Source organism: Micromonospora sp. DH14 (assembly GCF_029809455.1).
GTDB classification, from domain to species: domain Bacteria; phylum Actinomycetota; class Actinomycetes; order Mycobacteriales; family Micromonosporaceae; genus Micromonospora; species Micromonospora parva.
Window position 1 is genome coordinate 230,403 of sequence record NZ_JARVKT010000004.1, and the last position, 23,051, is coordinate 253,453.

The 23,051-nt window shown below is 69.7% G+C and carries 11 protein-coding genes; 8 read left to right on the forward strand and 3 right to left on the reverse strand.

Translation table 11 applies throughout. The annotated features are described in order from the left end of the window. Nucleotides 1-2: 2 nt before the first annotated feature. Together QCZ28_RS08440 and QCZ28_RS08445 are read right to left on the reverse strand one after the other, a co-directional pair. A complete protein-coding gene (locus QCZ28_RS08440; RefSeq protein WP_279516048.1) occupies nucleotides 3-9,347 on the reverse strand; it encodes a neuraminidase-like domain-containing protein in 9,345 nt (3,114 codons plus the stop codon). Between the two features lie 383 nt (nucleotides 9,348-9,730). Further along, nucleotides 9,731-10,570, reverse strand: coding sequence for an NAD(P)H-binding protein (locus tag QCZ28_RS08445; protein WP_279516049.1), 840 nt, complete (start codon nucleotides 10,568-10,570; stop codon nucleotides 9,731-9,733). Between the two features lie 72 nt (nucleotides 10,571-10,642). Between QCZ28_RS08445 and QCZ28_RS08450 the strand changes: the two genes are divergently transcribed. Beyond that, entirely contained in the window at nucleotides 10,643-11,581 is a 939-nt protein-coding gene (locus QCZ28_RS08450; protein ID WP_279516050.1) for an AraC family transcriptional regulator, read from the forward strand. A gap of 83 nt (nucleotides 11,582-11,664) precedes the next feature. Continuing rightward, on the forward strand, nucleotides 11,665-13,158 hold the full coding sequence (zwf, locus tag QCZ28_RS08455) for a glucose-6-phosphate dehydrogenase (protein WP_279516051.1): 1,494 nt from the start codon (nucleotides 11,665-11,667) through the stop codon (nucleotides 13,156-13,158). A 324-nt stretch (nucleotides 13,159-13,482) separates the two neighbouring features. On the opposite strand, the gene QCZ28_RS08460 is transcribed toward zwf, so the two are convergent. Next, the gene (locus QCZ28_RS08460) at nucleotides 13,483-14,013 is read right to left on the reverse strand and encodes a hypothetical protein (RefSeq protein ID WP_279516052.1); all 531 of its coding nucleotides are present in this window, start codon (nucleotides 14,011-14,013) and stop codon (nucleotides 13,483-13,485) included. 620 nt (nucleotides 14,014-14,633) lie between these two features. Between QCZ28_RS08460 and QCZ28_RS08465 the strand changes: the two genes are divergently transcribed. From QCZ28_RS08465 to QCZ28_RS08490, 6 genes are all read left to right on the forward strand, one after another. After that, the gene (locus QCZ28_RS08465) at nucleotides 14,634-16,790 is read left to right on the forward strand and encodes a hypothetical protein (protein ID WP_279516053.1); all 2,157 of its coding nucleotides are present in this window, start codon (nucleotides 14,634-14,636) and stop codon (nucleotides 16,788-16,790) included. Between the two features lie 681 nt (nucleotides 16,791-17,471). Then, nucleotides 17,472-17,780, forward strand: a complete 309-nt coding sequence (locus QCZ28_RS08470) for a GNAT family N-acetyltransferase (protein WP_279516054.1) — start codon at nucleotides 17,472-17,474, stop codon at nucleotides 17,778-17,780. Between the two features lie 39 nt (nucleotides 17,781-17,819). Further along, a complete protein-coding gene (locus QCZ28_RS08475; RefSeq protein ID WP_279516055.1) occupies nucleotides 17,820-18,101 on the forward strand; it encodes a (4Fe-4S)-binding protein in 282 nt (93 codons plus the stop codon). Between the two features lie 167 nt (nucleotides 18,102-18,268). Continuing rightward, nucleotides 18,269-18,670 (forward strand): DUF4260 domain-containing protein, encoded by a 402-nt coding sequence (locus QCZ28_RS08480; RefSeq protein WP_279516056.1) that lies wholly within the window; start codon nucleotides 18,269-18,271, stop codon nucleotides 18,668-18,670. Between the two features lie 259 nt (nucleotides 18,671-18,929). After that, on the forward strand, nucleotides 18,930-21,341 hold the full coding sequence (locus QCZ28_RS08485) for a CehA/McbA family metallohydrolase (RefSeq protein ID WP_347815095.1): 2,412 nt from the start codon (nucleotides 18,930-18,932) through the stop codon (nucleotides 21,339-21,341). A gap of 153 nt (nucleotides 21,342-21,494) precedes the next feature. After that, on the forward strand, nucleotides 21,495-22,913 hold the full coding sequence (locus QCZ28_RS08490; protein WP_279516058.1) for an FAD-binding oxidoreductase: 1,419 nt from the start codon (nucleotides 21,495-21,497) through the stop codon (nucleotides 22,911-22,913). The last annotated feature ends 138 nt before the right edge of the window (nucleotides 22,914-23,051 follow it).

Sequence of the window (23,051 nt, forward strand, 5' to 3'; positions counted from 1 at the left end):
CCTCAGCCGTCGAGCCGGTAGTGCAGCAGGAGGACCAGGTCGGTGAGGCCGTCCGGGTCGGCCGCCAGCGTGACCGGGGCGCCGAGCACCAGCGGGTCGGACTGGCCCACACACTGGTGCAGGTCGTCGTCCCGGTTCAACGTCACCGGGTCACCGGCCACGGTGAGGTCGTACGTCCCGGGATCACCGTCCACCCGGGCGTACCAGGTCATCTGGTCCACCACCGGCTGGTGGTCGCGGGCCAGGTACGGCAGGTGCTCCGGGCCGATGGTCAGCTCGGTGCTCTGCTGCTGGGTGAGCTGCCACCATTCGTCCGGGAACTGGTGGCGCAGGCTGTAGGCCTGGTACAGGCCCGTCCGGCCGGCGTCGACCAGCATCTCGTTGAGCACCTCTCGCAGGGAGTCCTCGACCAGGCCGCGCAGTGTCGAGCCGCCGTCGCGGGCGGTGTACCGCAGGTGCAGGATGATGTCGCTGATGGTGTCGTAGTCGAACTGGCGGACCGCCGTCGGCAGTTCCAGCCGCCAGGTGCCGACTGCGCCCTTGCCCTCGAACGGCAGGTAGCGGTCGTCGGCGAAGTTCAGCTCGAACATGCCGCTGTCGCTGAGGCCGCTGCTGGTGGCGATCGACTCGATTCCGCCCACGTTGTACGCGAACCGGTCGTCGCCGGGCACCTCGGTGTACTTGTCCTTGGCGCTGGTGGCGCCCTGCCGGGCCGCGGTGCCGGTCCGGTACCGGTTGGCGATCAGGGAGAGCTTCGCGGTGACCGGGGTGTACGGGCCGGCCACGCACGGAATGGACAGGCTGACGGTACGCAGCCGGCGGAAGTAGTGGCCCGGGTGGTCCAGGTCGAACAGCGCCTCCGGCACGTTGATCAGGCAACTGCCGGTGGCCCGCAGCTCGATCAGCGCGGCCGGGTCGAGCTGTGCCAGCGAGACGTGTCGGGTCAGCTCGCGCTCGCGGCTGTGCCGGTCGAGGTAGGCCACCTCCATCCGCTTCAGGTCGTGGCGCAGCGCGTCGGCCACGGTCAGTCCCTTGCGCAGGCTGTCCCAGTAGCCGGGTTGCAGGAACGTGGCCTCGCTGCCCAGCTCGTGCGCGAAGCACCGCTCGGCCTTCTTCGCCACGTCGAAGGCGAGCTGGTACGCCCCGAAGTAGACGGAACTGGCCCGGCTCACCATCCACTGGTACAGCTCGGTGTTCGTGTACTTGCCGCGCAGGTACTCCTCGGTGGCCCGGGCGTTGTCGGCTTCCCGGTCGTGCGCCGCCAACTCGTCGGTGAGCATCGCCACGTGCAGCCGCCCGGTGAGGATCTGCTGGTCGAGCTGGGTCAGTTCCAGGCCGGCCAGCGCCGCCTGGTGTTCCCAGTCGTCCATCCGGCGGCGGTAGCCACCCTGGTTGGCGGCCATCCCGGCGGCCTTGTCCAGCGCCCGGGCGATCGCCTCCAGGGTCATCACCGCCGAATCGGCGGCGGCGCCGGCCTTGTCCCCGCCGATGGTGAGGGTCACTGTGGGTGAGCCACCGAAGCCGGCGCCGCCGGTGGTGAAGTCAGGTATCAGCTTCAGCCCGCCGGACAGGATGTAGCCCACCGCGATCGCGGCCTCGCCGAGCAGCGACACCCCCGACAGCGCCGTGGCGGTGATCTCCCAGGCGTTCATGTACGGCCGGCCGGCGTAGTAGCGTTGCCGCTCCTCCACCACCTTGCGGCTCAGTTCCAGGGCCGCGACGTTGCCCTCGGCCTCCGCGATGGTGGCGAGCTTGACCGCCCGTACCGCGTCGAGCAGGGCGATCTCCTGGCCGGCGCGCAGCCGGGCGAGTTGCTCGGCGTCGCGCTTCTCCATGGCCGCGAGCAGCCCGCCGCCCAGCTCGCCGACGTACCCGACGAGTTCGGTGGCCTTCTGGGCCAGTACCCGGAAGCGGTAGTTCGGCAGTGGTGCGCCGAGCCCGGCCAGGAACGACGAGACGGACATGCCGGCGGCGGCGGCCCGGACCAGTGCCCCCGGGTCGATCGGCGGTGAGAACAGGGCGAGCATGCTCTCCACCCCGTCGATGTTCTGGCAGTTGCGGATCTTGAACAGCCGATCGGCGATCAGATCCCACAGCCGGAGCATCTCCTCGTTGGGCGGGACGCAGAAGTACAGCGCCGAGTAGCTCAACGGGCTGGGCAGTTCGGCCCCGCCGTGCGGCAGCAGGTCCAGGTCGGGGATCAGGTTCTCCAGGTCCAGCAGCGCGTTGCCGAACAGGTCCACAGAGGCCTGGAGCTGGTTGACGGTGGCCGGAGCCGGAGTGACCAGCGGCGGCACCACACTCGGCTTCGGCCCGAGCAGTTTGTCGGCCAGGATGTAGAGCTGGGTCGCCTGGGTGACGGACTCCCTGGTGAACTGCCGGAACAACTGGTCACCCCAGTCGACCAGGTTCTTCAGGTAGCCGAGCACCACGGCCAGCTGGTAGGCGACCGGCCGGCTGCGGGCCACCACGTGCGGGTTGAACGGCTTCGCCCGCCACTGCTCCACAGCGAACTTCAGGTCGGTGATGCTGGCCCCCGACGGGTCCGCCGCGATCGCCGTGAGAATGTCGCCGATCCGCTGGCTGATCAGCTCGGGCGCTCCGGTCTGGAAGAACGGCTTGGTGACCCAGTACTTCTGCGGGGCCGTGGCGCCGTCGGCCGTGCCGACCGGGTTGAAGATGTGGTGGAACCAGTTGCGCGCCTCGGCGAAGCGCTGGTCCCGGTTGAGCCGCATCGCGATGTCGAACGGCAGGTGGTAGAACAGCTCCCAGTTGTAGCCCGCGTACGCGCCGTCCGCGGCGAAGTCCAGGTCCTCCACCGGGTACGGCGACACGACCACCGGCTGCGGCTGGTAGGTGGCGGCGAAGTCGAACCCCGTGTTGGTGAGCTGGGTGCTCCGGCTCAGCAACGCCGACACGCCCGAGCGGTAGACGGTGGCCCGGAGGAAACACAGCAGCGGGTGGTAGAAGTTCGCGAACTTCACCCCGTACGACAGGGTGTCGTAGACCTTGAACTCGGCGACCAGCCGGTGGTACTCGGCGTCCTGGGTCATCGCCTGCACGGCGGCGGCGAGGTCGTGCGCCGGGTCCTCGGCGTACCGGCGCAGGTACTCGGTGAGCAGCGCCAGCACGTCGCGGACGAACTGGTCCACGTCGCTGTACGTCTTCTCGATCCGGTCCGTCGGGTCCTCGGCGCGCCGGTCGTAGAAGCCCGGGATGATCACGTAACCGCGGTCGTAGTCGCCGTAGAAGTACGGCATCAGGGTGCCCAGTGGCAGCACCGGCCGGCGGTCCTGGATACCCCGGGCGTTCTGCCAGATCCCCAGCAGCATGATGATCCAGTCGAGCAACGACATCTGCATGGGGTACGTCACCCGGAACCGGCCGGGCGTCTGCGCCACCAACGTCTGGTACGTGCCCATCAGCGGAGTGCTGATCGCCAGGTCGTTCTGCGTCCGGGAGACCAGCTCGGTGAACCGTTCGGCCAGCAGCTTGGTGTCCTTGAACACCGGCGACAGCAGCAGGCTGCCGGAACCGCCGCCCGGCATCGGCTCCGGATAGCCCCGGCAGCCGGTCAGCGCGAACGAGCCGACGAACTCGACGCCGGTGAGCACGCTGATCGCCTGGCCGGCCTCCCCGGCCGCGTACGCGAAGCAGGTGAACTCGTTCGCCGAGGGCAGGTCCTCCTGGTAGCCGCTGGCGGGGTAGTACAGCGCGTCCTTGGAGATCTTCTTCGGCTGCCAGCGGTCCTGCGCCCGCTCACCGATGGCCAGCTGGATCCGCCACCGCCGGCGCGGCCGGTCCGTCTCCGTGCCGCCCGGCGGGATGCCGTCCGGGTCCGGAATCTGGGAGGTCTGCGCCGTGTCCGTCTCCTCGGTGAAGACCGGCCAGGCCAGTGTGAGCCGGCTGTTGCGGTCGAAGGCGAGCAGGTGGTCGCCTGCGATGTCCAGCGGCACCCGCCGCCACGGCGTCCAGTACCGCTCCCGCTCGAACTGCCGGTGGTAGTACACCGCCGGGTCGCCGCCCCGGGTGCGGGCGAACACGTGCATGAGATGCCTGTCGTGCTGGTAGTAGCAGGCCATCACGTCCAGGTGCGCCAGGTCGTCCAGCTTCTCCAGGTACGCGATGGTGGCGTTCTCCACCGCCAGGTCGGTCAGCTCGTCCTGCTGCAACTGGTCGTCCAGCTCGCTGAACAACTCCGACTTGTCGTCGCGCAGCTCCGGCTGGATCCAGTTCTCCGGGTACAGGAAGATCTTCCGGTTGGCCTCCCACACCCGGTAGTTGGCCATCCAGTCCCACTGCTCCCAACCCGGGTCCTCGGTGACCGCTGCGACGCTGTCCGGTTCCAGTCCCAACAGGCAGCGCTGCACGAACAACTGCACTGTGGCGTGCGCCTGCACGATGCGCGACGTCGCCATGCAGGCGCCCATCTCGACGTCGATGAGGAAGTTGTCGTACAGGTCGTTGGTGTCGCGCAGCGCCGGGTTCTCGGCCAGCAGGTACGCGACCAGCGCGTCGCGCTTGGCCACCCGCAGCCGGTCCTGCACACCTTGGAGCACCCCGAGCCACTCGGCCTCGGCGTACCGCGCCTTCAGGGCCTGCCGCATGGTGGCCACGCCTGCCGCCGTGGTGACCGGCTGGCCCAGCGGCACCGCCGCCGCTACCGGCAGGCCCAGCCGGCGTAGCACCGTGAGCGCCTCGGCCAACCGCTGGATCGTCACCGGCGACCGGTACGCGGTGAGGTTCGCCGCCGACAGTTCGAGGTGGGTGTCCAGGTCGGCCAGCGTGGTGACGTCCCAACCAGCGAGCTGCGCCAGATGGGTGTGGACCTGCGCGGTGGTGGTGCCGGCCGCCAGGACCAGGTCGAACAGCCCGTGCACCGTCCACGGCGCGGCCGCGTCCAGCGGGTTCGCCACCGGCGGGTAGGTACGGGCCAGCTCGACCCCGGCGGCCAACCGGATCCAGTCGGCCAACGGGGCCGGTGGCCGGCCGGTCTGGTACGGCACCCGGTCCGGGGCCAGCCAGCCGAGCGACGCGGCGTTCGTCAGCAGCCAGCCGAGGTCCGCGTCGGGCACCGTCAGGTGGTCGACGAGCCGGCTCAGCACGTGCAGCAGGCGCAGGGCCCGGTGCTGCTCGTCGAACCCGGCCGGGGTGACCGCCGGCGGCGCCGGCGGCTCGTTCACCAGGTCCACCAGCGCGTCGTCGGTGAGGACCGCGAGCAGCGGCCGGGTCAGCTCCGCACCGGCCAGCACCGTGGCGGCGGCGTCCGCCGAGAACCCGAAGGTGTCGGCCACCGCCGTCGTCGCCAGCTTCTGCTTGGTACGGGTGTACGCGTAGCTGGACAGCGCCGTGGTGATGGCCAGCAGCAGCGTGGTCTGCTGGGCCTCGGTGGGGTTGGCCACGATCGCCGCCGTTATCGGTGTGGTGTCCACCAGGGCGGCGAGCTTCGCGTCGACGAACTGCGCCGGGGTAACCGCCACATCGGTCCAGCTGCCGTCCACGATGGACACGAAGCCGGCCAGGTCCGCCTCGGTCATTCCGGGCACGGTGGCCAGCAGGGCCCGCATCCCCGGCAGGTTCTCCTCGGGCGGCGCCGCCGGGTCGACAGCGGGCCGGGTGCTCGCGTGAGCGCTCTGGTATGCGGCCTGCAACCCGGTGAGCACCGCCGTCAACGTCTCGTCCGGCAGGTCCCGCACGGCCAGGTCGTCGGCTTCGTGCCGGAGCAGGTAGCGCAGGTCCGCCGGGCGGATGCCGGTGCCGGCCCGGGCGGCGTCGAACCGCTCGACGAAGGCCAACGCGGTGGCCGGTGCGGTGAGCGGATCCGACCCGATCAGATCCTTCATGATCAGGTACTCGGTGGCGGTGAGCCCCAGCGCCCGGGACAGCAGCGTGCCGGCGTACACCGTGTGCAGGTTGGCGTTGCTGACGATCGCCGGGGCCGGCAGGTCGGCCACCAGCAGCGCGGTGTCCGCCGTCGTGGCACCCAGGCAGGTCGCCAGGTACGCCTCGTGCGCCGACAGCGGAGCACCCGAGCCGGGTGTGGTCAGCTCCGCCTGCTCGTTGGCGAGCACGTTGGCCGGCTCGAACGCCTCGAGGACCGGGCCGTTCGCCGCGTTGCGGAACACCTCGGCGTACCGCGCCTCGTCCAGCGGCGCGAACAGGTCGACCACCACGGGCAACGGCAGCCCGAGCCGCGCCGCCAGCCGGTGCAGCGCCGCCACCGTGACCAGGAAGTCGTCGTCCAGGGCGCCACCGCCCAGCGCGTCGGCGCGGATCGCCCGGTCCAGCAGCTGCGGCGTCCAGCCGGCGCAGGCCGGCGCGCGCAGCAGGCGCAGGAACCGGTGGATCCGGTCCAGGCGCGCGTCGGTGAGCTGCTGGATCCGCTTCGTGCTGAGGTCGGACCCGGTGTCCAGGTGCTTGACGAACATGACGTTCCCGGGATTGACCCAGGCCAACGCCAGCAGTTCGGTCAGCTCCCGATAGTCCAGGCGCGCCCGGGGAAGGAAATTGTCCACCCGGGCGATGCCGCCCAGAGCGCCGAGCGGCGCGGTGTTCCAGATGTCGTCCTGCGCACCCGGGTCGGCATTCACCACCAGGTTCCGCTGTGCTTCGCTGATCCCCAGTTCCTCGGCCGCGATGGCCTCGTCGCTCGGGCCGATCGGCCGCCGCAGCGCCCGCATCAGGTCGGCCCGGGGGATCTCGAACTGGGCGAAGTAGCTGCGGGTCTCCTCGTGCGCCAGGTCGAACGGCAGGGCGAACGCGTACCGGCTGCCCGCCAGCACGGTGTAGGCGGCACCGTTCACGTACTGCGGCGCGGCCGCCAGCTCCGCCGCGGTGCCGGTGCTCTGGCGCAGTCGGCGCACCAACCACCCACCGGACCCGTCCGGGGTCGCCTTGGCCACCACGTCGGTGTCCCGTACCACGCGGGCCCCGGCCAGGTCCGGCTCATACACCAGGGACCGGTCGGTGAACGGCCAACCCTGGCCCTGCAACAGACTCAGCAGCCCGGCCGACGGCGCCTCCACCGGATCGACGCCGCCGCTGAGCGGGCCGGCGAACGCCAGGCCGGCGTCCGGCGCCACCGCCTCCTCCAGCAGCTCACACACCACGTCCAGGTAGGGCAGCGGAAGGTCGGTGTTGTCACAGCTCAGATCCAGGTCACCGAGGTCCGGCCGGCGGCCGTACAACACATCCCGGGCGACCTTGATGGCCGGACCCGGCGTGTCGGCGTCGGTGACCAGCCGGTTGCCGAGGAACTGAAGGACGTCCACCAGGTACGCGGCGGCGCTGTGCACACTGCGGCACGGTTCGCAGTAGCTGGAGTCGGCGAGCCGGAACAGGCTGGCCAGGTTGGGAAAGTCGGCGCTGACCGGGGTGAGGTCCGGAGCCGCCGAACCGCCCAACGCCTGGACCGGCAGCGCCCGCGCCGCGCTCTGGAGTTCGCCGGCCAGCAGCCCGCTCGCCACGTGCACGTCCACCGCCCGGCGATACACCGACCGGGCCTGCTCGTCGGTGAACCGGCCGGTGTCCACGGCGGTGGCCACGAACCGGGTCTCGCCGAGGGCGTGGATCCGGGCCGCCGACGGCACGTTGGCCGCCAGCAACGCCGTGGTCTGCCGGTAGGTCGGCGCCAGCTTGAAGATCCGCTGCGCGGCCTTGAGCGCCGGTCGCCCGGTGCGCAACCGCGCCGGGTGGTCACGCAGCAGCCCCTCCACGTTGCCGGTCGCGAGGTCGAAATCCGGGTTCGCGGTGAGCAGTTCGAGCACCGCGTCCCGGTGCCCACCGAAGGCGCGCTCCGCCACGCTGGCCCGCTCGTCACCGCCGTCGGCCCGCCCGCCCGTGGCGTCGGCTGCCGGGTCGGCGTCGGCTGCGGTCCCGACCGTGGCGCCGGCATCGCGTTCGAGCTGCGCGGTGAAGGCCGTGGTGGGATAGCGCCGCTCCAGCTTGCGGGCCAGCGCTCCGGCGTGCAGGTCGATCAGCTCCGGCCGGACCGGCTGACCGGCGACCCGGACATCAGCGGTGCTGTCCCCCAACACCCGGCGCCAGTCCGCCGGGGCCAGCCGGGCCAGCCGGCGTACGTCGGCCGTCCGCTCGATCCCCTCGCGGTGGCGGACCCGGTCGACGATCGCCTCGTCGTAGCCCAGCACGTCGGCCAGCACGCTCGCCGCGCCAGCCGCCTCGGCGACCGACCGGTCGGGAAACACCGCCGCGTCGGCCAGCCGGGCGATCAGCCCGGGCAGGTCACCGGCGGCGTCGGTGGCGAGGAGACTCTGCACCCGCTCGTGCGCCCCGTCGACGAGGAACCGCTCCACCCGCCCGTACAACACCTTCGGCCGTTCCTGCGCGACGTACTCCTCGGCCTCCGACCGCACCCGGGCCAGCATCTCGAGGATCCGGTCCAGCTCGCCGAGCAGGTCCTTGGGGACGTACCGGTGGCGCACGGCGTCGGCGACGGCGTTGCGGACGGTGTCCTCGTCGAGCAGGGCGATGTCGTAGTACAGCGGCCGCAGCTCGGTGTTCAGATCGACGTCGAACCGGGCCAGCGCGGCGCCGGTACGACTCGCGGTCAACAGCGTCCGCTCGGCGAGCAGCGCGTAACCGAACACCGCCGGAAGCTTGTACGACGCGGCCAGCTTCTGCGCCACACCGAAGTGCGCCAGCGCCGTCGCGGGCAGTCCGGTCTCCGCGGCCAGGAACGTCACGTCCTCGGCCTCGTCGTCCTGCCGCAGCTCGGACAACAGCACCTCGCCGAGCAACGGGACGATCGTGGCGAGGATCCGCTCGTACTCACTGCGTTCCCGCTCCCCGCCCCCGGACAGGTCCACAGTGAGCACGGCCAGCTCGGGGGCGTTGAACAGCACCGCGCCCAGCGGCGGGTCGGACAGGAGACGATCGCCGGCCGACACCCGGACGAACAGGTCAGCGGACTGCTTCTCGGAGCGGGTGAACTGGTCGCGCGAATAGTCGACGCGATACAGCCCGTCGTCCCCGGTGCTCGCCTCGCCAAGTTGCTCGGCGTGCCGCAGGTCCCGGTCGAACGCGCCGACCGTCAGCGCGTTCGCCGGCCGCCCGTCGGCCCACCGCACCCGGCCCACCACCACGAACCGGGACGGCGGCTCGGCCAGCACCATCTGCACCACGTCCCGGGTCGCCCCGTCCACAACGCCGGTCACCGGCAGCTTGTGCGCCCGTTGGAGTTCGGCCACTCCGCGGCGGGTGGTCGGCCCGTACCGGGCGTCGACGAGTTCGTCGGTGGCGATGTCGACGGGCATCCGCAGCAACGCGGCGTGCAGCCGCCGGACATCATCGCTGGGACAGTGCCGCCGCGAGCCCAACGGGCTGGTCATGAGCATCTCCGATCGTCCAGCAGCCGGCGACGGCGGCTGACTGACGCCGGTGCGACCGGGGGCTACCCGGCATCCTGCGGATCAGAGCAGCTCAGGAGCATCGCACTGTCCGAGATCCGCCTGCCCGTCTGGATGAACGGCGGCGGGCACTGCCGGTACGGCCGGTGGCGGCGACGGGCTTGGCGCTCCGCGCCGGGTGACCGCGATCGGCACGACGCCGAGATGGTTGGCGTTCTGGGCCGCAGCCCGCACCGCTGAACGGCCTGTGTACCAGCCGGCGCGATAGGGCGATGCACGGACGGCGGCACTACTACGAGGTTGCTGATCCATGCGGGTGCGGGCACGGCAGGTGCCCAGGGTCGCGGCCCCGCGCACTCCCCGCCTTACGCCCTGTTCCAGGCACCGGCGGCGGCTGCCTCCTTGGCGTAGTCGACGAAGTCGCGCGGCGGACGGCCCAGGGCACGCTGCACCCCGTCGGCAATGTGGGCGTTGCGACCGTCGAGGACGGCCGTGAACAGGTACGTCAGCAACTCGACGACCTTCACCGGCACGCCCTCGGCGGTCAACGCCCCCGTGTAGTCCTCGATAGAGACCGGAACGAAGTCGATGCGCCGGCCGGTGGCCCCGGCAATCTCGGCGACCGCGTCGGCGAAGGTGAGCAGCCGCGGACCGGTCAACTCGTAGAGCTGCCCCGCGTGTCCGCCCTCGATCAGTGCCGCCACGGCCACCTCGGCGATGTCCTCGGCGTCCACGAACGGCTCGGGCACGGTCGAGACCGGGAGAGCCACCTCGCCGCCCACGACCGGCTCCCGCAGGTAGTCCTCGCTGAAGTTCTGGTTGAACCAACTCGACCGCAGGATCGTCCACTCGACGCCGGCGGATTGGATCAGCTTCTCGGCAGCCTGCGCCTCGTCCTCACCCCGGCCCGACAGCAGCACCAGCCGGGAGACCCCCGAGGCCACCGCGAGATCGGCGAACGCACCGACCGTCTCCGGCGCACCAGGTACGGCGAGATCTGGGTGGAAGGATACGTACACGGCGCCGACATCGTGGAGCGCGGGCGCCCAGGTCGTCCGGTCCGTCCAATCGAAGGGCTGCTCGGCGGCCCGAGAACCGACCCGGACCAACACTCCCCTGCCCCGCAGCCGCTCTACGACGCGGCGCCCGGTCTTGCCCGTGCCGCCTAGGACCAAGACCGCCTTCTGCTCTCGCTTGTTTGTCATACGAACCATTGAAGTGCGAATCGGTGAGACTACACATAGCCAAGACGCGCATGGTCATGTTCAATCGTCTACGTGGATGCTGTCTCCGGTCTGCTCGACGGACCCCGGGCGCAGGGCGCGTTCCTGCTCCGCTCGGTCCTGATGCCGCCCTGGTCGATCGCCATCAGGGATAAGGCGCCGCTCGCCCTGCTGGCCAACGTCCGGGGCGATGCCTGGATCGTTCCCGAAGACGGCGCTCCCGTACGGCTCGGCCTCGGAGACGTGGCGATCATGCGCGGCCCCGGCCCGTACACCGTCGCCGACAACCCGGCCACGGCACCGCAGGTGATCATCCATGAGGGTCAACGGTGCACCACTCCGGACGGCCAGGAACTGTTCGAGATGACCCAACTGGGCGTACGGACGTGGGGCAACGGGTTGGACGGTTCGACGATCCTGCTCACCGGCACGTACACGACGCACGGCGTCGTTGGTCAGCGACTGCTGGGCGCGCTGCCGCCGCTGATGGTCGTCCGGCGCGAATCCTGGGACACCCCGCTGGTACCGCTCCTGGCCACCGAGATCGTCAAGAACGACCCCGGTCAGGAAGCCGTGCTCGACCGCCTTCTCGACCTACTACTGATCGCCACGCTGCGTGAATGGTTCGCCCGACCGGGGGCCAAGGCCCCTGCTTGGTACCGAGCACACAGCGACCCCGTGGTCGGCCGGGCCCTGCAACTGCTGCACAACAACCCCGCGAAACCCTGGACCGTGGCATCACTGGCTGCCCAGAGCGGGGTTTCCCGGGCCGCGCTGGCCCGCCGGTTCACCGCGCTGGTCGGCGAACCACCCATGACATACCTCACCGAATGGCGGCTGGCCCTCGCCGCCGACCTGCTGCGCGAACGGGACGCCACCGTCGGTGCGGTCGCCCACCAGGTCGGCTACGGCAGCTCTTTCGCCCTGAGCACCGCCTTCAAGCGCCGCCGTGGCGTGAGCCCGCGGCAGCACCGGCAGGCTGCCCGCGGGTAGCCCCTACCCGTAGCCGCACAATCCCTGGCATGGCAACACGGCACCCCCCACCCCCACCCCTTGTGCCCGGAGGAACGCAGACCATGGAACACGCATCTCAGCTCATCCAGGAGCGGACTGCCCCGCCGGCCACGCTGGTGATCTTCGGTGCCTCCGGTGACCTGACCCGGCGTAAGCTGCTGCCCGCAGTGGAGAGCCTGGCTCGCCACGAGCGCCTCCCGGACCAGTTCGCGCTGATCGGCGTCGCGCGCACGTCGATGACCGACGAGCAGTTCACCGAGAGCGCCCTCGGCGACCGCACCCTCGCCAGCAAGCACCAGCTCCAGGGCGGCGTGCGGTACGTGGCCGGCGGCTACGACGACCCGGAGACCTACAAGCGGCTCGTGGAGACCCTCGACGAGCTCGACGCACAGCGGGGCACGTCCGGCAACCGCCTCTTCTACCTGTCCACCCCGGCCGGGGCCTTCGAGCCGGTGATCAACGGACTGGCCGCTGTCGGGCTCAACCAGCCACGCGAAGGATCCTTCTCCCGCCTGGTCATCGAGAAGCCGTACGGGCGCGACCTGGTCACGGCCCGCGAACTCGACGGCGTCGTGCACAGCGCGTTCGACGAGCACCAGGTCTTCCGCATCGATCACTACCTGGGCAAGGACACCGTCCAGAACGTGCTGGCGCTGCGCTTCGCGAACTCGATCTTCCAGCCCATCTGGGACCGTTCCTGGGTCGACCACGTGCAGATCACCGTCGCCGAGACCCTCGGCGTCGGCAGCCGCGGCGGTTTCTACGAGGACGCCGGCGCGATGCGGGACATCGTGCAGAACCACGTGCTCCAGGTCCTCGCGCTGGCACTCATGGAGCCACCGGCCTCATTCGAGGCCGAGGGCCTGCGCAACGAGAAGGTGAAGCTGCTGCAGGCGATCCGGCTCCCTACCGACCGGGACATCGCCGAGGCCGCGGTCCGGGGACAGTACACCCGGGGCGGCACCCGCGAGGAGCTGATGGCCGGCTACCGCGAGGAGGTCGGCGTCGACCCCCTGTCGCGGACCGAGACCTACGCCGCCATGCGGCTCAACGTGGACAACTGGCGCTGGGCCGGAGTGCCGTTCTACGTACGCACCGGCAAGCGCCTGCCGGCCCGGCTCACCGAGGTGGCACTGCAGTTCCAACGGCCGCCGCACCTGCCGATCCCCACCGACCAGCTCACCGGCCTCGACGCTGACGCACTGATCCTGCGGATCCAGCCGAACGAGGGCATCTCGCTGCGCTTCGGCGCCAAAGTGCCCGGCCATTCCTTCCGGGTCCGCACCGCCACGATGGAGTTCTCCTACGACCAGACGTTCGTCGAGGAGTCCCCGGAGGCGTACGAGCGTCTGCTCCTGGACGCGCTGATCGGTGACGCGTCGCTGTTCATCCGCAGCGACGAGGTGCAGCAGTGCTGGCGGATCGTCGACCCGATCATCGACAACTGGAAGCAGGACAACTCGCCGATCCCCACCTACGAGGCCGCTTCCTGGGGCCCGACCGACGCCGACCGGCTCATCGGCCGACACGGCCGCAAGTGGCGCAACTCCGCGTGACCCTGCCACAACGAGGGTGACCGCGCTGCTGAGCCGATCGCTGGGTCTCAGCATCGACGCGCAGCGCGGTCCTCCCAGTGAGCCGGTCATCGAAGTCGATGGCCGGCCGTCCTGGGCGGGGCTGTGTCGCCCCGCGCACTGCGCGGCGGTGAATGGACGGCGGCGGACGACGCCCTCGCCGGGGAGCACCTCCGTGTGCTGCCCGGGCCCCAGCCCTCGGGGTCACCGTGCCCGCTCTGCTTATCGACGGCCGGTGGCCCGGGTACTTTCCAAGCGGACCGGCAGCTTCAAGCAGGGCGGAGCCTCCTGAGCGCACGCTGGGTGCTACGGAGGGGTGTCGTCCTGCCGGGCCGGCCCAAAGAGAGTCATGACGAGCGCCACAATGCTGAAGAAGCCAGATCCCAAGGCCAGCAGAAGCGAGGGCACGAAGGCAGGTGGCGGTGGCACCCAGCCACCAAGCACCCAGGGCAGCGTGACAAGGACGACGACTGCGACCGTGGTGACGATTTCGTTTACAACGAAGGCGGTCGATATAGCCGAGGCGCCGCGAGCGACTGTGCGGTAGGTCGTGTTGGCAGTTGAAGCAACCAGTACGACCGAGAGCGCGATGAAGGTGAGAGCACCCCAGAACGGCTCCAGGCCGGCGAGCGTGAGGGACACGATGAGCGGCACGGCCGAGACCAAGAAGATCCACCGCACTCCCGAGCGCATGTAGCGGTCGGCCGCGGCTGCGCCCTGGCGGGTCTTGTGCAGGTCGGAGTCGAGGTAGAAAAAGACTCCGACGAGAAGTGTGCCGACAAGAGCAGCAGAAACTTCTGCCATTGTCAAAAAAAACTCATCGCTAATTTCTCGCATCGCGACCGACTCCCCTTCAGCGGAAGATGTCCCGACGGCAGTCTCTCGGTGACTATACGGCCGGCCGAAGAGGGCGGGTGCCTATTTGCAGTCCCGGCCTCTCGAGGTGCCAAGTCCATACGTTCAGGCGCGAGTTGTCCGACGTACGCAAGGCACCGTGAGCACCATCCACACACTGAGAGCGGGTTTCGCATTTTGTGTCACTCGGGCGTGCTGAAAGCGCGGCGTTGTTGGCGGGTGGCGGTTTGCCTTGGGTGAGGGCGAAGCATGCCGCCGCGCGCAGCCCATCGAATTACGGCCTCTCACGTGCTGGGGTAGGTCTCGTAGTCGCGGGCCGGGCGGCGGTGGACGTATGCAGGTGTTGGCGTAGACGAAGGGTGTTGAAGATCCGTTTGTGACGACCGACCTCAACACCCTTCTGACCGCACTGTCCCACGGACCGCACTCGGATCAACACGGAAACCTACGCTGTCCCGTCTGTAATGGGTCCGTTCGGGTATGCGGCTGGCCAGCGCTTCGCTCCGAGGTCTGTCCCAGCCCGCGAGGTGAGAATGCCGGAATCATCGCCGTGCCGTACATCGGGTGGGTCTCACCCGCCGGGTGACGTCGTTGAGTTGCGGGTGCACGGCGTGATGGGTGCCAGCGCGGATGACATCCTGGATCGGCCGCACGTGCAGCGGGTCGCGGGCGACAGCAAGGGCGGCTTCTACCGGCCCCGCAGTGGCTATGGTGACTCCCGAGGCGCCTGCGGCGTGGTGTTGGAGACGTACCGATGGAGTGATCTACGGAGCGGTGCCGCCGCGAGGACGTTGTCGCTGGTGCTGCTGTTGCCGTTCATGGCGTGCAACGCGGCGGCCTGGATGCGGCCGCGGGCGAAGGTCAGCGGCGGTGTGGTCTGGGTGGGCTGCAGGCTGATCGGCCTGAGCCTCACGGCCCTGTACGTCCTGTCTTTCGTCGGCGTGGCGTTGGACCTGATCGCCTGCAAGTGCATGTCCCTCGGCAGTTGCCTCGGGGGCCGTACCTGGCTGTCCTGGCTCGGCGGTCAACCGATCGGATTGCGCATTGCGCTGCTAGCGCTGGTGCCCGTCGCCGCGATCTGGGTGTTGTGGCTGGTGGGCTCCCGGTGCGGTCACTGGTACGAAAACTTCATCCCGCCTACGGGCGAGCCGGCCGACACGGCACTGGGCTCGATCGGGACACATAACGCCACGCCAGGGGTGGTGCGACTTCGCTCCATCCATGTGGCGACCGGTCTCGCTGTGCTCGATCTCAGTCTGATTGCGGCGTTGTGGGCTGCGCGTGGACCGAGCCTCCTCAACATCCTGCTCACGCTCTGCGCCGTGCTCGTCCTTGTCACCGCTGTCGCACTGGCGTGCGTACCTTCCGTAATCGACGCCGTAGCCGGCACCCCGGTGGTCGATGGGGTGGTCCATGCCCTGCGGTCGACTGCCGTGGTGGTGACGATCGCCGTCATCGGGCGGGTCGCGTTCGACCGCAGCGAGTGGCCCGCCGAAAACGGGCTGCCCGGCCACAACATCGCGGTCGTCCTGCTCTTCGGGACACAGGGCGTCCTGCTCGTGCTGCTCGGGATCGCCGCACTGATGGGCCGGGAGGGCAGCCTTGCGAGGCTGCGCTGGTCCGGTGCACCGCTGTTCGCGTGTCTGGCGGTGGGACTGGCGGTCAGCTTCGCCACCGAATTCAACTACCGCGTATCGGACTACCTCGACCGCGACCTGCCCACCCCCGATGTGCTGCCCACCAGCCCTGTTCTGCCATACAAGTGGACGATGTTCGGCTTCTTCGCGTCGGTCATTGGCGCAGCGGTCGCGGGTGCGGTGATGGTGCTGTTCACGCGGAGGCACCGACGGCGGACAGCGGATAGCATCGTCGCGCGCGACTTTCCTGAGGCAGATGCAGGGACGGCCCGACGGCGGGCACAAGTGCGCGACGCGATCGCCCGGGCGCAATTCACGGAACGACTGTGTCCGCTCGGAGTGACCTACTGCTGCCTCGTCGCGCTGAGCCTGGGTTTCACAGCTCTGGCCCTGGACGAACTGCAGCCGAGTGTCGCCGTGGAGGGCCTGGTCAGCCTGCCGTCCGATTTCGTCAGTGCGGGCACTCAGTTGGGGAGCTACCTGATGGCGTTGCTGTTCGTCGGATTGTTCTTCGGAGGGCTGTTCGCCTACCGCACGACCACTTTTCGTCGCTATATCGGCATGCTCTGGGACCTCGGAATGTTCTGGCCGCGTGCCGCTCACCCCTTCGCCCCACCGTGTTACGCCGAGCGCGCCGTACCCGAACTCGCGTGCCGCATCAGCATGCTGGTCCGGCAAGGGAGTTATGTGTTGGTGACGGCGCACAGCCACGGGTCGGTACTCGCTCTGGCGAGCGTCCTGCAATTGGAACCGTCCGTGCGCTCCAGGGTCGCCCTGCTGACGCACGGTTCCCCGCTGAGACGCTTCTACAGCGCGCTGTTCCCGGCGTACGTAGGCAGGGATGTGCTGAGTGAGGCCGGCCGCCGGTTGGGCTGGCGCTGGGTGAACTTGTGGCGTGACACCGATCCCATCGGCGGTTGGATCTTCACGTCCGGGCGCGGGGGTGACGACGCGCTGCCGCAGCGGTCCGAGGTGGACCGCCGGCTTCGGGACCCGCAGGATCTCGATGCCCGAGGCCGCGACACGGTGTGGCCCCCGATGTGCGGTCATCAGCCGTGCGTGACGGACGACCGATACGAGGCGGCGGTCTGCGAGCTGTCCGAGCGGCTCCGGGGCGGCTGAGAGCGCGTTTGGAATGTGGGTCGGCCGGGCGTGTCGGACAGTGAGTCCGGTCGATGGAGGTTGTAGCTCTCAGTCCATGACGGCGGTGGCCTCGACCTCGACGAGGTAGTCGCGGCCGGCGAGGGCGCTCGACCTGCGCGGCGAGGTCTCCGGCGCCGACCGTGCCCCCGTCCGCGTCGACGGCCACTTGGCCGGCGATGAAGACCTGCTTCGCGCCGGTCGCGACCGCACCCACCGGGACGTACCCGCCGCTCATCCCTGGGGCTGCGCCTGCACCCACGCACTGCCGCCGTGCCTGGAAGAGAGCGCCCTCACTGAATGAGTGCCGCCATGGATGACATTGAGCCGTTCGACTTCGATGACCGGTTGGTTGGACACGCCTCCTGGAAGCGCGTACACAGCCGATCCGGTAGTGGCGCCGTGTCATCACCGCATGTGACGCGGTGTCACTGGTCGCGGCCGGTTGCTGACGGACACTGGGTGGTGACCGCGGGATGCCCGGCGTTTACCGAGGCGACGCGGAGACGGCTGCGCCCGCACAACTTGGCGACGTCCAGCGACGCGTTGTCCACCAAGTCCCGAAAGCGGGTCCGGGCCCGGAGACCGGTGACACCAAGTGACGCACCAGCCAGACCGAACCACCGTGGCGTGAGATCCACGCTGAAGACACCTGGAGGGCACATGGCAGTAAGAGTGAGTGACGTCCCCGAGGCCAAGCGATACGAGGCCCGCGTCGACGGAGAGTCCACGGTCGCGGGCGTAGCGCAGTACATCCGCACCACGGAACTCGTCGCGTTCGTGCACACCGAGGTCTCGCCGAAGTACGAGGGAAGGGGAGTCGGGGCGGCACTGGCCCGCACCGCCCTCGACGAGGCGCGCGCCGCGCACCTGCTGGTCCTGGCCACCTGCCCATTCATCGCGGGGTGGATCGCCAGGCACCCCGAGTATCAGGACCTGGTGTACCAGGCCCACAGCAGGGTCAGTGACTGAACGGCCGGGCATGGCGACGACGCGACGAGGGAGGCCGTTGTGAGCGGCGGAACCAACAAGAAGGCGTACCAGGGCCGGAAGATCACTGTCACGTTCGAGGCGGGGCGTTGCTGGCACGCCGCCGAGTGCGTTCGCGGCTTGCCGGAGGTCTTCGACACGGGCCAGCGCCCGTGGATTCGGCCCGACGGTGCCGAGGCCGAGCGCCTGGCCGAAGTGGTGGGGCGCTGCCCCTCGGGGGCGCTGCAGTACGAACTCGTGGACGGCGGGGCCGAGACCCGGACCGGCCCCCGCAGATCAGGCGCAACCCCGTCGGACAGTTGATCGTGCACGGCGGGCTGCCGTCCTCAACCGTACTGCGACGCCTTCGACGACGCTGGCGTCCGGCAAGAGAGCACGAGGGTCGTCACCGCCGGTCTATCCTCTGCCCGAGGTCAGGCCAGCGACGGTAAGACAACCGCCAGTGCCCCTGACCGACATCGAGGTGGGAGATGCCGTATCTGAGTCCGATCACAGCGCAGCGCGTCGAGGGCCTCGTCGTCGCGGCTCTCGCCGTCGTCGTGACCGTCACCGCCGGGTACCCGTGGTGGTCGCTGCTTGCCCTCTTCCTCGTCTTCGACCTGTCCATGCTCGGCTACCTGCGCGGGCCACGCCTCGGGGCCTTCTGCTACAACCTGGCGCACTCCTACACGCTGCCAGCAGCCCTGGGCGCGGTAGCCGTGGCCGCGGCCGGGTTCGGCGACCAGATCGCTTGGCTCGGAGTTCTGGCCCTCGCCTGGGTGTTCCACATCGGCGTCGATCGCGGCCTCGGCTACGGCCTCAAGACGGCCGAAGGATTCGAGCACACCCACCTCGGCGTGATCGGGAAGGCCCGAAAGTCTGGCCCGCGTTGACGCACATCCCGGATCAGGGTCCCCCTGCCTGCTCAAGTGGTTTCCGTCGGTTGATCAGCGCCTGCGCCGTACTGGTAGGTAGCTAGTGCCGCCGCCATTGCGGATTCACTTCCGGTTCACCAGGTCGACCGCTTCGGCTGGCTAGCGTCTCCCGTGCATGATCTTGATCGAATCGGTCGAGGCGTCGTGTAGCGGCGGGTTGACGCGGTTCGCGTGAAATGGGGACCAGATGGAACTAGACCGCAGACAGTTCATTGCCGTGACCGGCGCGGTCGCCGCCGCCGGACTGCTGCCGGGGGCTGCGGCCTGGGCGGACACCGGCGAGGAGCGTAAGACCGGTGGGCACGACGAGCCGAAGGGCACGTGGCTGCCGGGTGACACCCACGTCCACGACGACCACTCGTCGGACGGGAGCGCCCCACGTCAGCTGACCAACCAGCGCGATCCGGGAAACCTGCCGGTCAGTGACCAGATCAGCTACGCGGAGTCGGTCGGCCTGGCCTTCCTGCCGTTGACCGACCACCGCACCTTCGACCAGCACTGGGATCCGCTCTGGAAGTCCGACCGGCTGCTTCTGCTCAACGGTGAGGAGGCGAACGGATCACCACACGCCATCGTGCTGGGCGCGGTGGACACGGTGGTGGACGGCGGCAACCCGCCGGGCTCGGCGCCGTTTCGTCATGTGCAGCAGTCGATCTGGGACGCGCACGCCCAGGACGCGGTCTGGTCGGTCGCCCACCCGGACGACGGCGAGTACACCCCGGCCGACGGACCGAACGAGAACGCGAGCGCACAGGGGATCGACACCGTCGAGGTCTGGAACGTCAGCAGCAACCCCGAAGTCGAAATCGAGTACGCCGAGAACCGCTGGAACCACGGGTTCCGCTTCGGCGCGGTAGCGGCCAGCGACAGCCACTTCAAGGAACTGCGACCGACCAACGCCCCGGGTCGACCGACCACCTGGGTCTTTGCCGCAGAACGCTCCGTCCGGGCGATCCTCGACGCGTTGAAGGCGGGCCGGACAACGGTATCGCTGAGCCCGGGCGGGCCCTTCGTCACCATCGAGGCCGACGTCAACGGCGATGGCCGGTTCGAGGCCATCGGCGGCGACGAGGTGATCGTCGCCAGCCGCAAGCTGCCGAAGCACGCCGCGCTTCGGGTCCGGGCCAGGTCCGCCATCGGCATGCGGGTACTCGTCTACGCCGCACCGGGCCGCTCGGCCGGCCCTGTCGCGACCTTCGTCCCCACCAAGGACGACCAGACGTACCTGCTCCCGCTCACGCTGACCGGGGACCACAGCTGGTACCGGGTGGAGGCGCGCGGGCCGGGTGAGGTCTCCGGCCGCGACGTCGACCCGAACCTGCCCGACCAGTTGCGCGGCGCCACGTCACCGGTGTTCGTGTCGGTGCGGCGGGCAGCCGAACCGGCGCCCGAGATCGCACTGCCGCAGCCGGCCAACGGCAATGACCGGGCCGAGTTGGTGCTGGGTGAGCAGGGCGAGTTCGTTGGCTTCGCCGACGTCGCGGAGGCCGGTCGGGTCACCCACGTGGTCGCCCAGGCCCACCGGGACCACCGTACGTCGGTGGTGTACCGCCGGCTGGACGGGCACGGGAACAAGCACGCCGACAAGGGAGTCGTGCTCTCCGGCGATTCGGGTACGGCACGGGCGCCCCGGGTAGCGGCCTCCGGCGACGACGTCTGGGTGGTGTGGCAGGACTCCCGAGGCCACGAGCAGCCCCACCGGCCGGAGATCTACCTGCGCCACAGCCGCAACGGCGGCAAGAGCTTCGAGCCCGCGGTGAAGCTCAGCAACGGCCAGGCCCGTGCCGAGCAGCCCGCCCTTGCTCTGCTCGACGACCGGTACCCCGTGGTGGCCTGGGCGCAGAACAGCGGTGGCGCGTTCGACGTCCACGTTCAGGTGGTCGGCGTCGACCGGAGCCCGGTCAACATCTCCGCCGCCGGCAAGGTCATCGTCCCCGGTACGCCGGACGACGCCCGCTCGCCCATTCACCCGGCCTCGCTCTTCCCGTCGGTGGCGGTGACTCAGCACGGTGGCATCGTCGTGACCTGGCAGGACAACCGGTTCGACCCGGACGCGGGCTGGACCGGCCACACCCCGCCGACCGGCCAGGCCGCCAGTGGTGGCACCAACCCTGACAACTGGGAGATCCTGGCGGCGGCCCGGAGCAGCCGGTCGGACGGCTGGGGCGCGCCGATACGGGTCAGCGCCAACGACAACGCGGCCGACCGTCACCCGAGCGTCGCCGTGGGCCGTGACGGTGTCCTGGTTGTCATCTGGGAAACCAAGGCACTCTCGGCCTCCGGGGCCAATCTCTCGCTGCGGGCGAGCCGGTCGGCCGACGGCACGACCTGGTCGGCGGCCGAAGCGGTCGGTCTCGACGCCAACGCCATGAGCCAGCGTCCCCGGCTGGGCGTCGACCCCGACGGCTCCGTCCGCGCGGTCTGGTACGACTCCCGTTCCGCCGACTGGCGCTGGAAAATCTTCACGTCTCGTCTGGCGGCAACGGGCTGGACACCGGCGGTTCAGCTGAGCACGCGTGGCAACGGCACGTGGCCGGCGGTCGACGGCAGAACTGTGGTCTTCACCAGTGACCGAGAGGCGCAGCGCAGCCAGCGCGACGTCACTCAGGGGATCCACCTGATCGCGTAACCCCGCAGACGATCGCGCCGCCACCGTCACCGCCTGGTGGAGGCCCATCGGCAGCGTGAGACAGCTCTCACAGGAACAGAATTTCGAACCATTCGGCGCGCGATGACGTCCGGATGCGGTCGCCACGTTCCGACTTGCGGAAGGCAGAGTTCGATGAATCCCATCCATAATCCAGCCGAGGACGGCACTCCGATCACGGGGGATGCCGCAGTACGGCTCACCGCCCAGACGGTCGGACCAGTCCTACTCCCCGGTGACGAGCGGTACGACGTCGAGTGCGCGTCGTACAACCTCGCCATCCCGCAGCAGCCGGCGCTCGTGGTCGGCGCCACCAACGCCGCCGACGTCCAGGCCGCTGTCCGCTTCGCCGCCGAGCAGGGCCTGCCGGTCGCGGTGCTCGCCACCGGTCACTCCGCGCTTCCCTCGGCCGGAGCGCTCCTCATCACCACCCGGCGGATGGACGCTGTCGTCATCGACGCCGAGGCGCGTACCGCCCGGATCGAAGCCGGCGTCCGGTGGCAGCAGGTCGTCGACGCGGCGGCCAAGCACGGCCTGGCGCCACTGAGCGGGGCTGCTCCGACCGTCGGCGCGGTCAGCTACACCCTCGGCGGTGGACTGAGCCCGATCGGCCGCACCTTCGGCTTCGCCGCCGACCACGTCCGTCTGATCGAACTCGTCACCGCGGACGGCGAGCTACGCACGGTGACCGCGACCGACGAGCCAGAACTGTTCTGGGCGCTGCGCGGCGGCAAGGGCAACTTCGGCGTCGTCACCGCGCTGGAGTTCGACCTCTTCCCGGTCAGCCAGATCTACGGCGGTGGCCTCTTCTTCCCTGGTGAGCAGGCGGCCGAGGTGCTCAACGGGTGGGGCCGATGGACCGCCGGCGTGCCGGACGAGTTGACCTCGTCGGTCGCGCTGCTGCAACTGCCTCCGGTCCCCGAGGTTCCCGAGCCGCTCCGCGGCCGGCTGGTGGCGCACGTACGGATCGCCTACCTCGGCGCGGCGGAGGACGGTGAGCGGCTGATCGCCCCACTACGCGCGATCGCCCCGACACTGATCGACTCGGTGACCGACATGCCGTACAGCGCGATCGGCTCGATCCACGCTGACCCGCCGACCCCGATTCCGTTCGTGGACCGCTCGGCGTTGCTACGGGAGTTCACCCCGGAGCTGGTCGACACGATCATCGCCCAGGCCGGCCCCGGCACGGGGAGCCCGCTGACCGTGCTGGAGATCCGGCACCTCGGCGGGGCCTTCGACCGCCGCCCGGAGCCGACGAACGCGATCGACCTGCGGGACGCGGCCTTCACCTTCTACGCCGTCGCGATCGGCGGCCCGGACCAGGCCGCGGCGTTCCAGGATTACCTGACCCGCCTGGTCCGGGCCATCCAGCCGTGGAGCACCGGCGGGCGCTTCGTGAACTTCCTGGGCGCCAGCGACGCCACCGCGGAAGGGGTCGCGGCGGCCTACCCGGCGGAGACGTACGAGCGGCTGGTTGCGGTCAAGCGCAGCTACGACCCGACGAACATCTTCCGCGTGAACCACAACATCATCCCGGGTTTGAACGAGTAGATCCGGGCCAGGGCAGCGAGCGCTGCGGAAGGGTGCTGAGAGTCGGTCGCCGCGACCTACCTCAGCACCCTCGCCGGCCTCATTTCCGCTGTTCCGGTATTCCGACAGCCGCCTGATGACACGAACAGGCCGGCGATG

Excerpts from the sequence above, each read along its gene's own strand:
- QCZ28_RS08440 (WP_279516048.1), bottom strand. The coding sequence starts at position 9,347 with ATGACCAGCCCGTTGGGCTCGCGGCGGCACTGTCCCAGCGATGATGTC.
- QCZ28_RS08445 (WP_279516049.1), bottom strand. The coding sequence starts at position 10,570 with ATGACAAACAAGCGAGAGCAGAAGGCGGTCTTGGTCCTAGGCGGCACG.
- zwf (WP_279516051.1), top strand. The coding sequence starts at position 11,665 with ATGGAACACGCATCTCAGCTCATCCAGGAGCGGACTGCCCCGCCGGCC.
- QCZ28_RS08460 (WP_279516052.1), bottom strand. The coding sequence starts at position 14,013 with ATGCGAGAAATTAGCGATGAGTTTTTTTTGACAATGGCAGAAGTTTCT.
- QCZ28_RS08470 (WP_279516054.1), top strand. The coding sequence starts at position 17,472 with ATGGCAGTAAGAGTGAGTGACGTCCCCGAGGCCAAGCGATACGAGGCC.
- QCZ28_RS08480 (WP_279516056.1), top strand. The coding sequence starts at position 18,269 with ATGCCGTATCTGAGTCCGATCACAGCGCAGCGCGTCGAGGGCCTCGTC.
- QCZ28_RS08490 (WP_279516058.1), top strand. The coding sequence starts at position 21,495 with ATGAATCCCATCCATAATCCAGCCGAGGACGGCACTCCGATCACGGGG.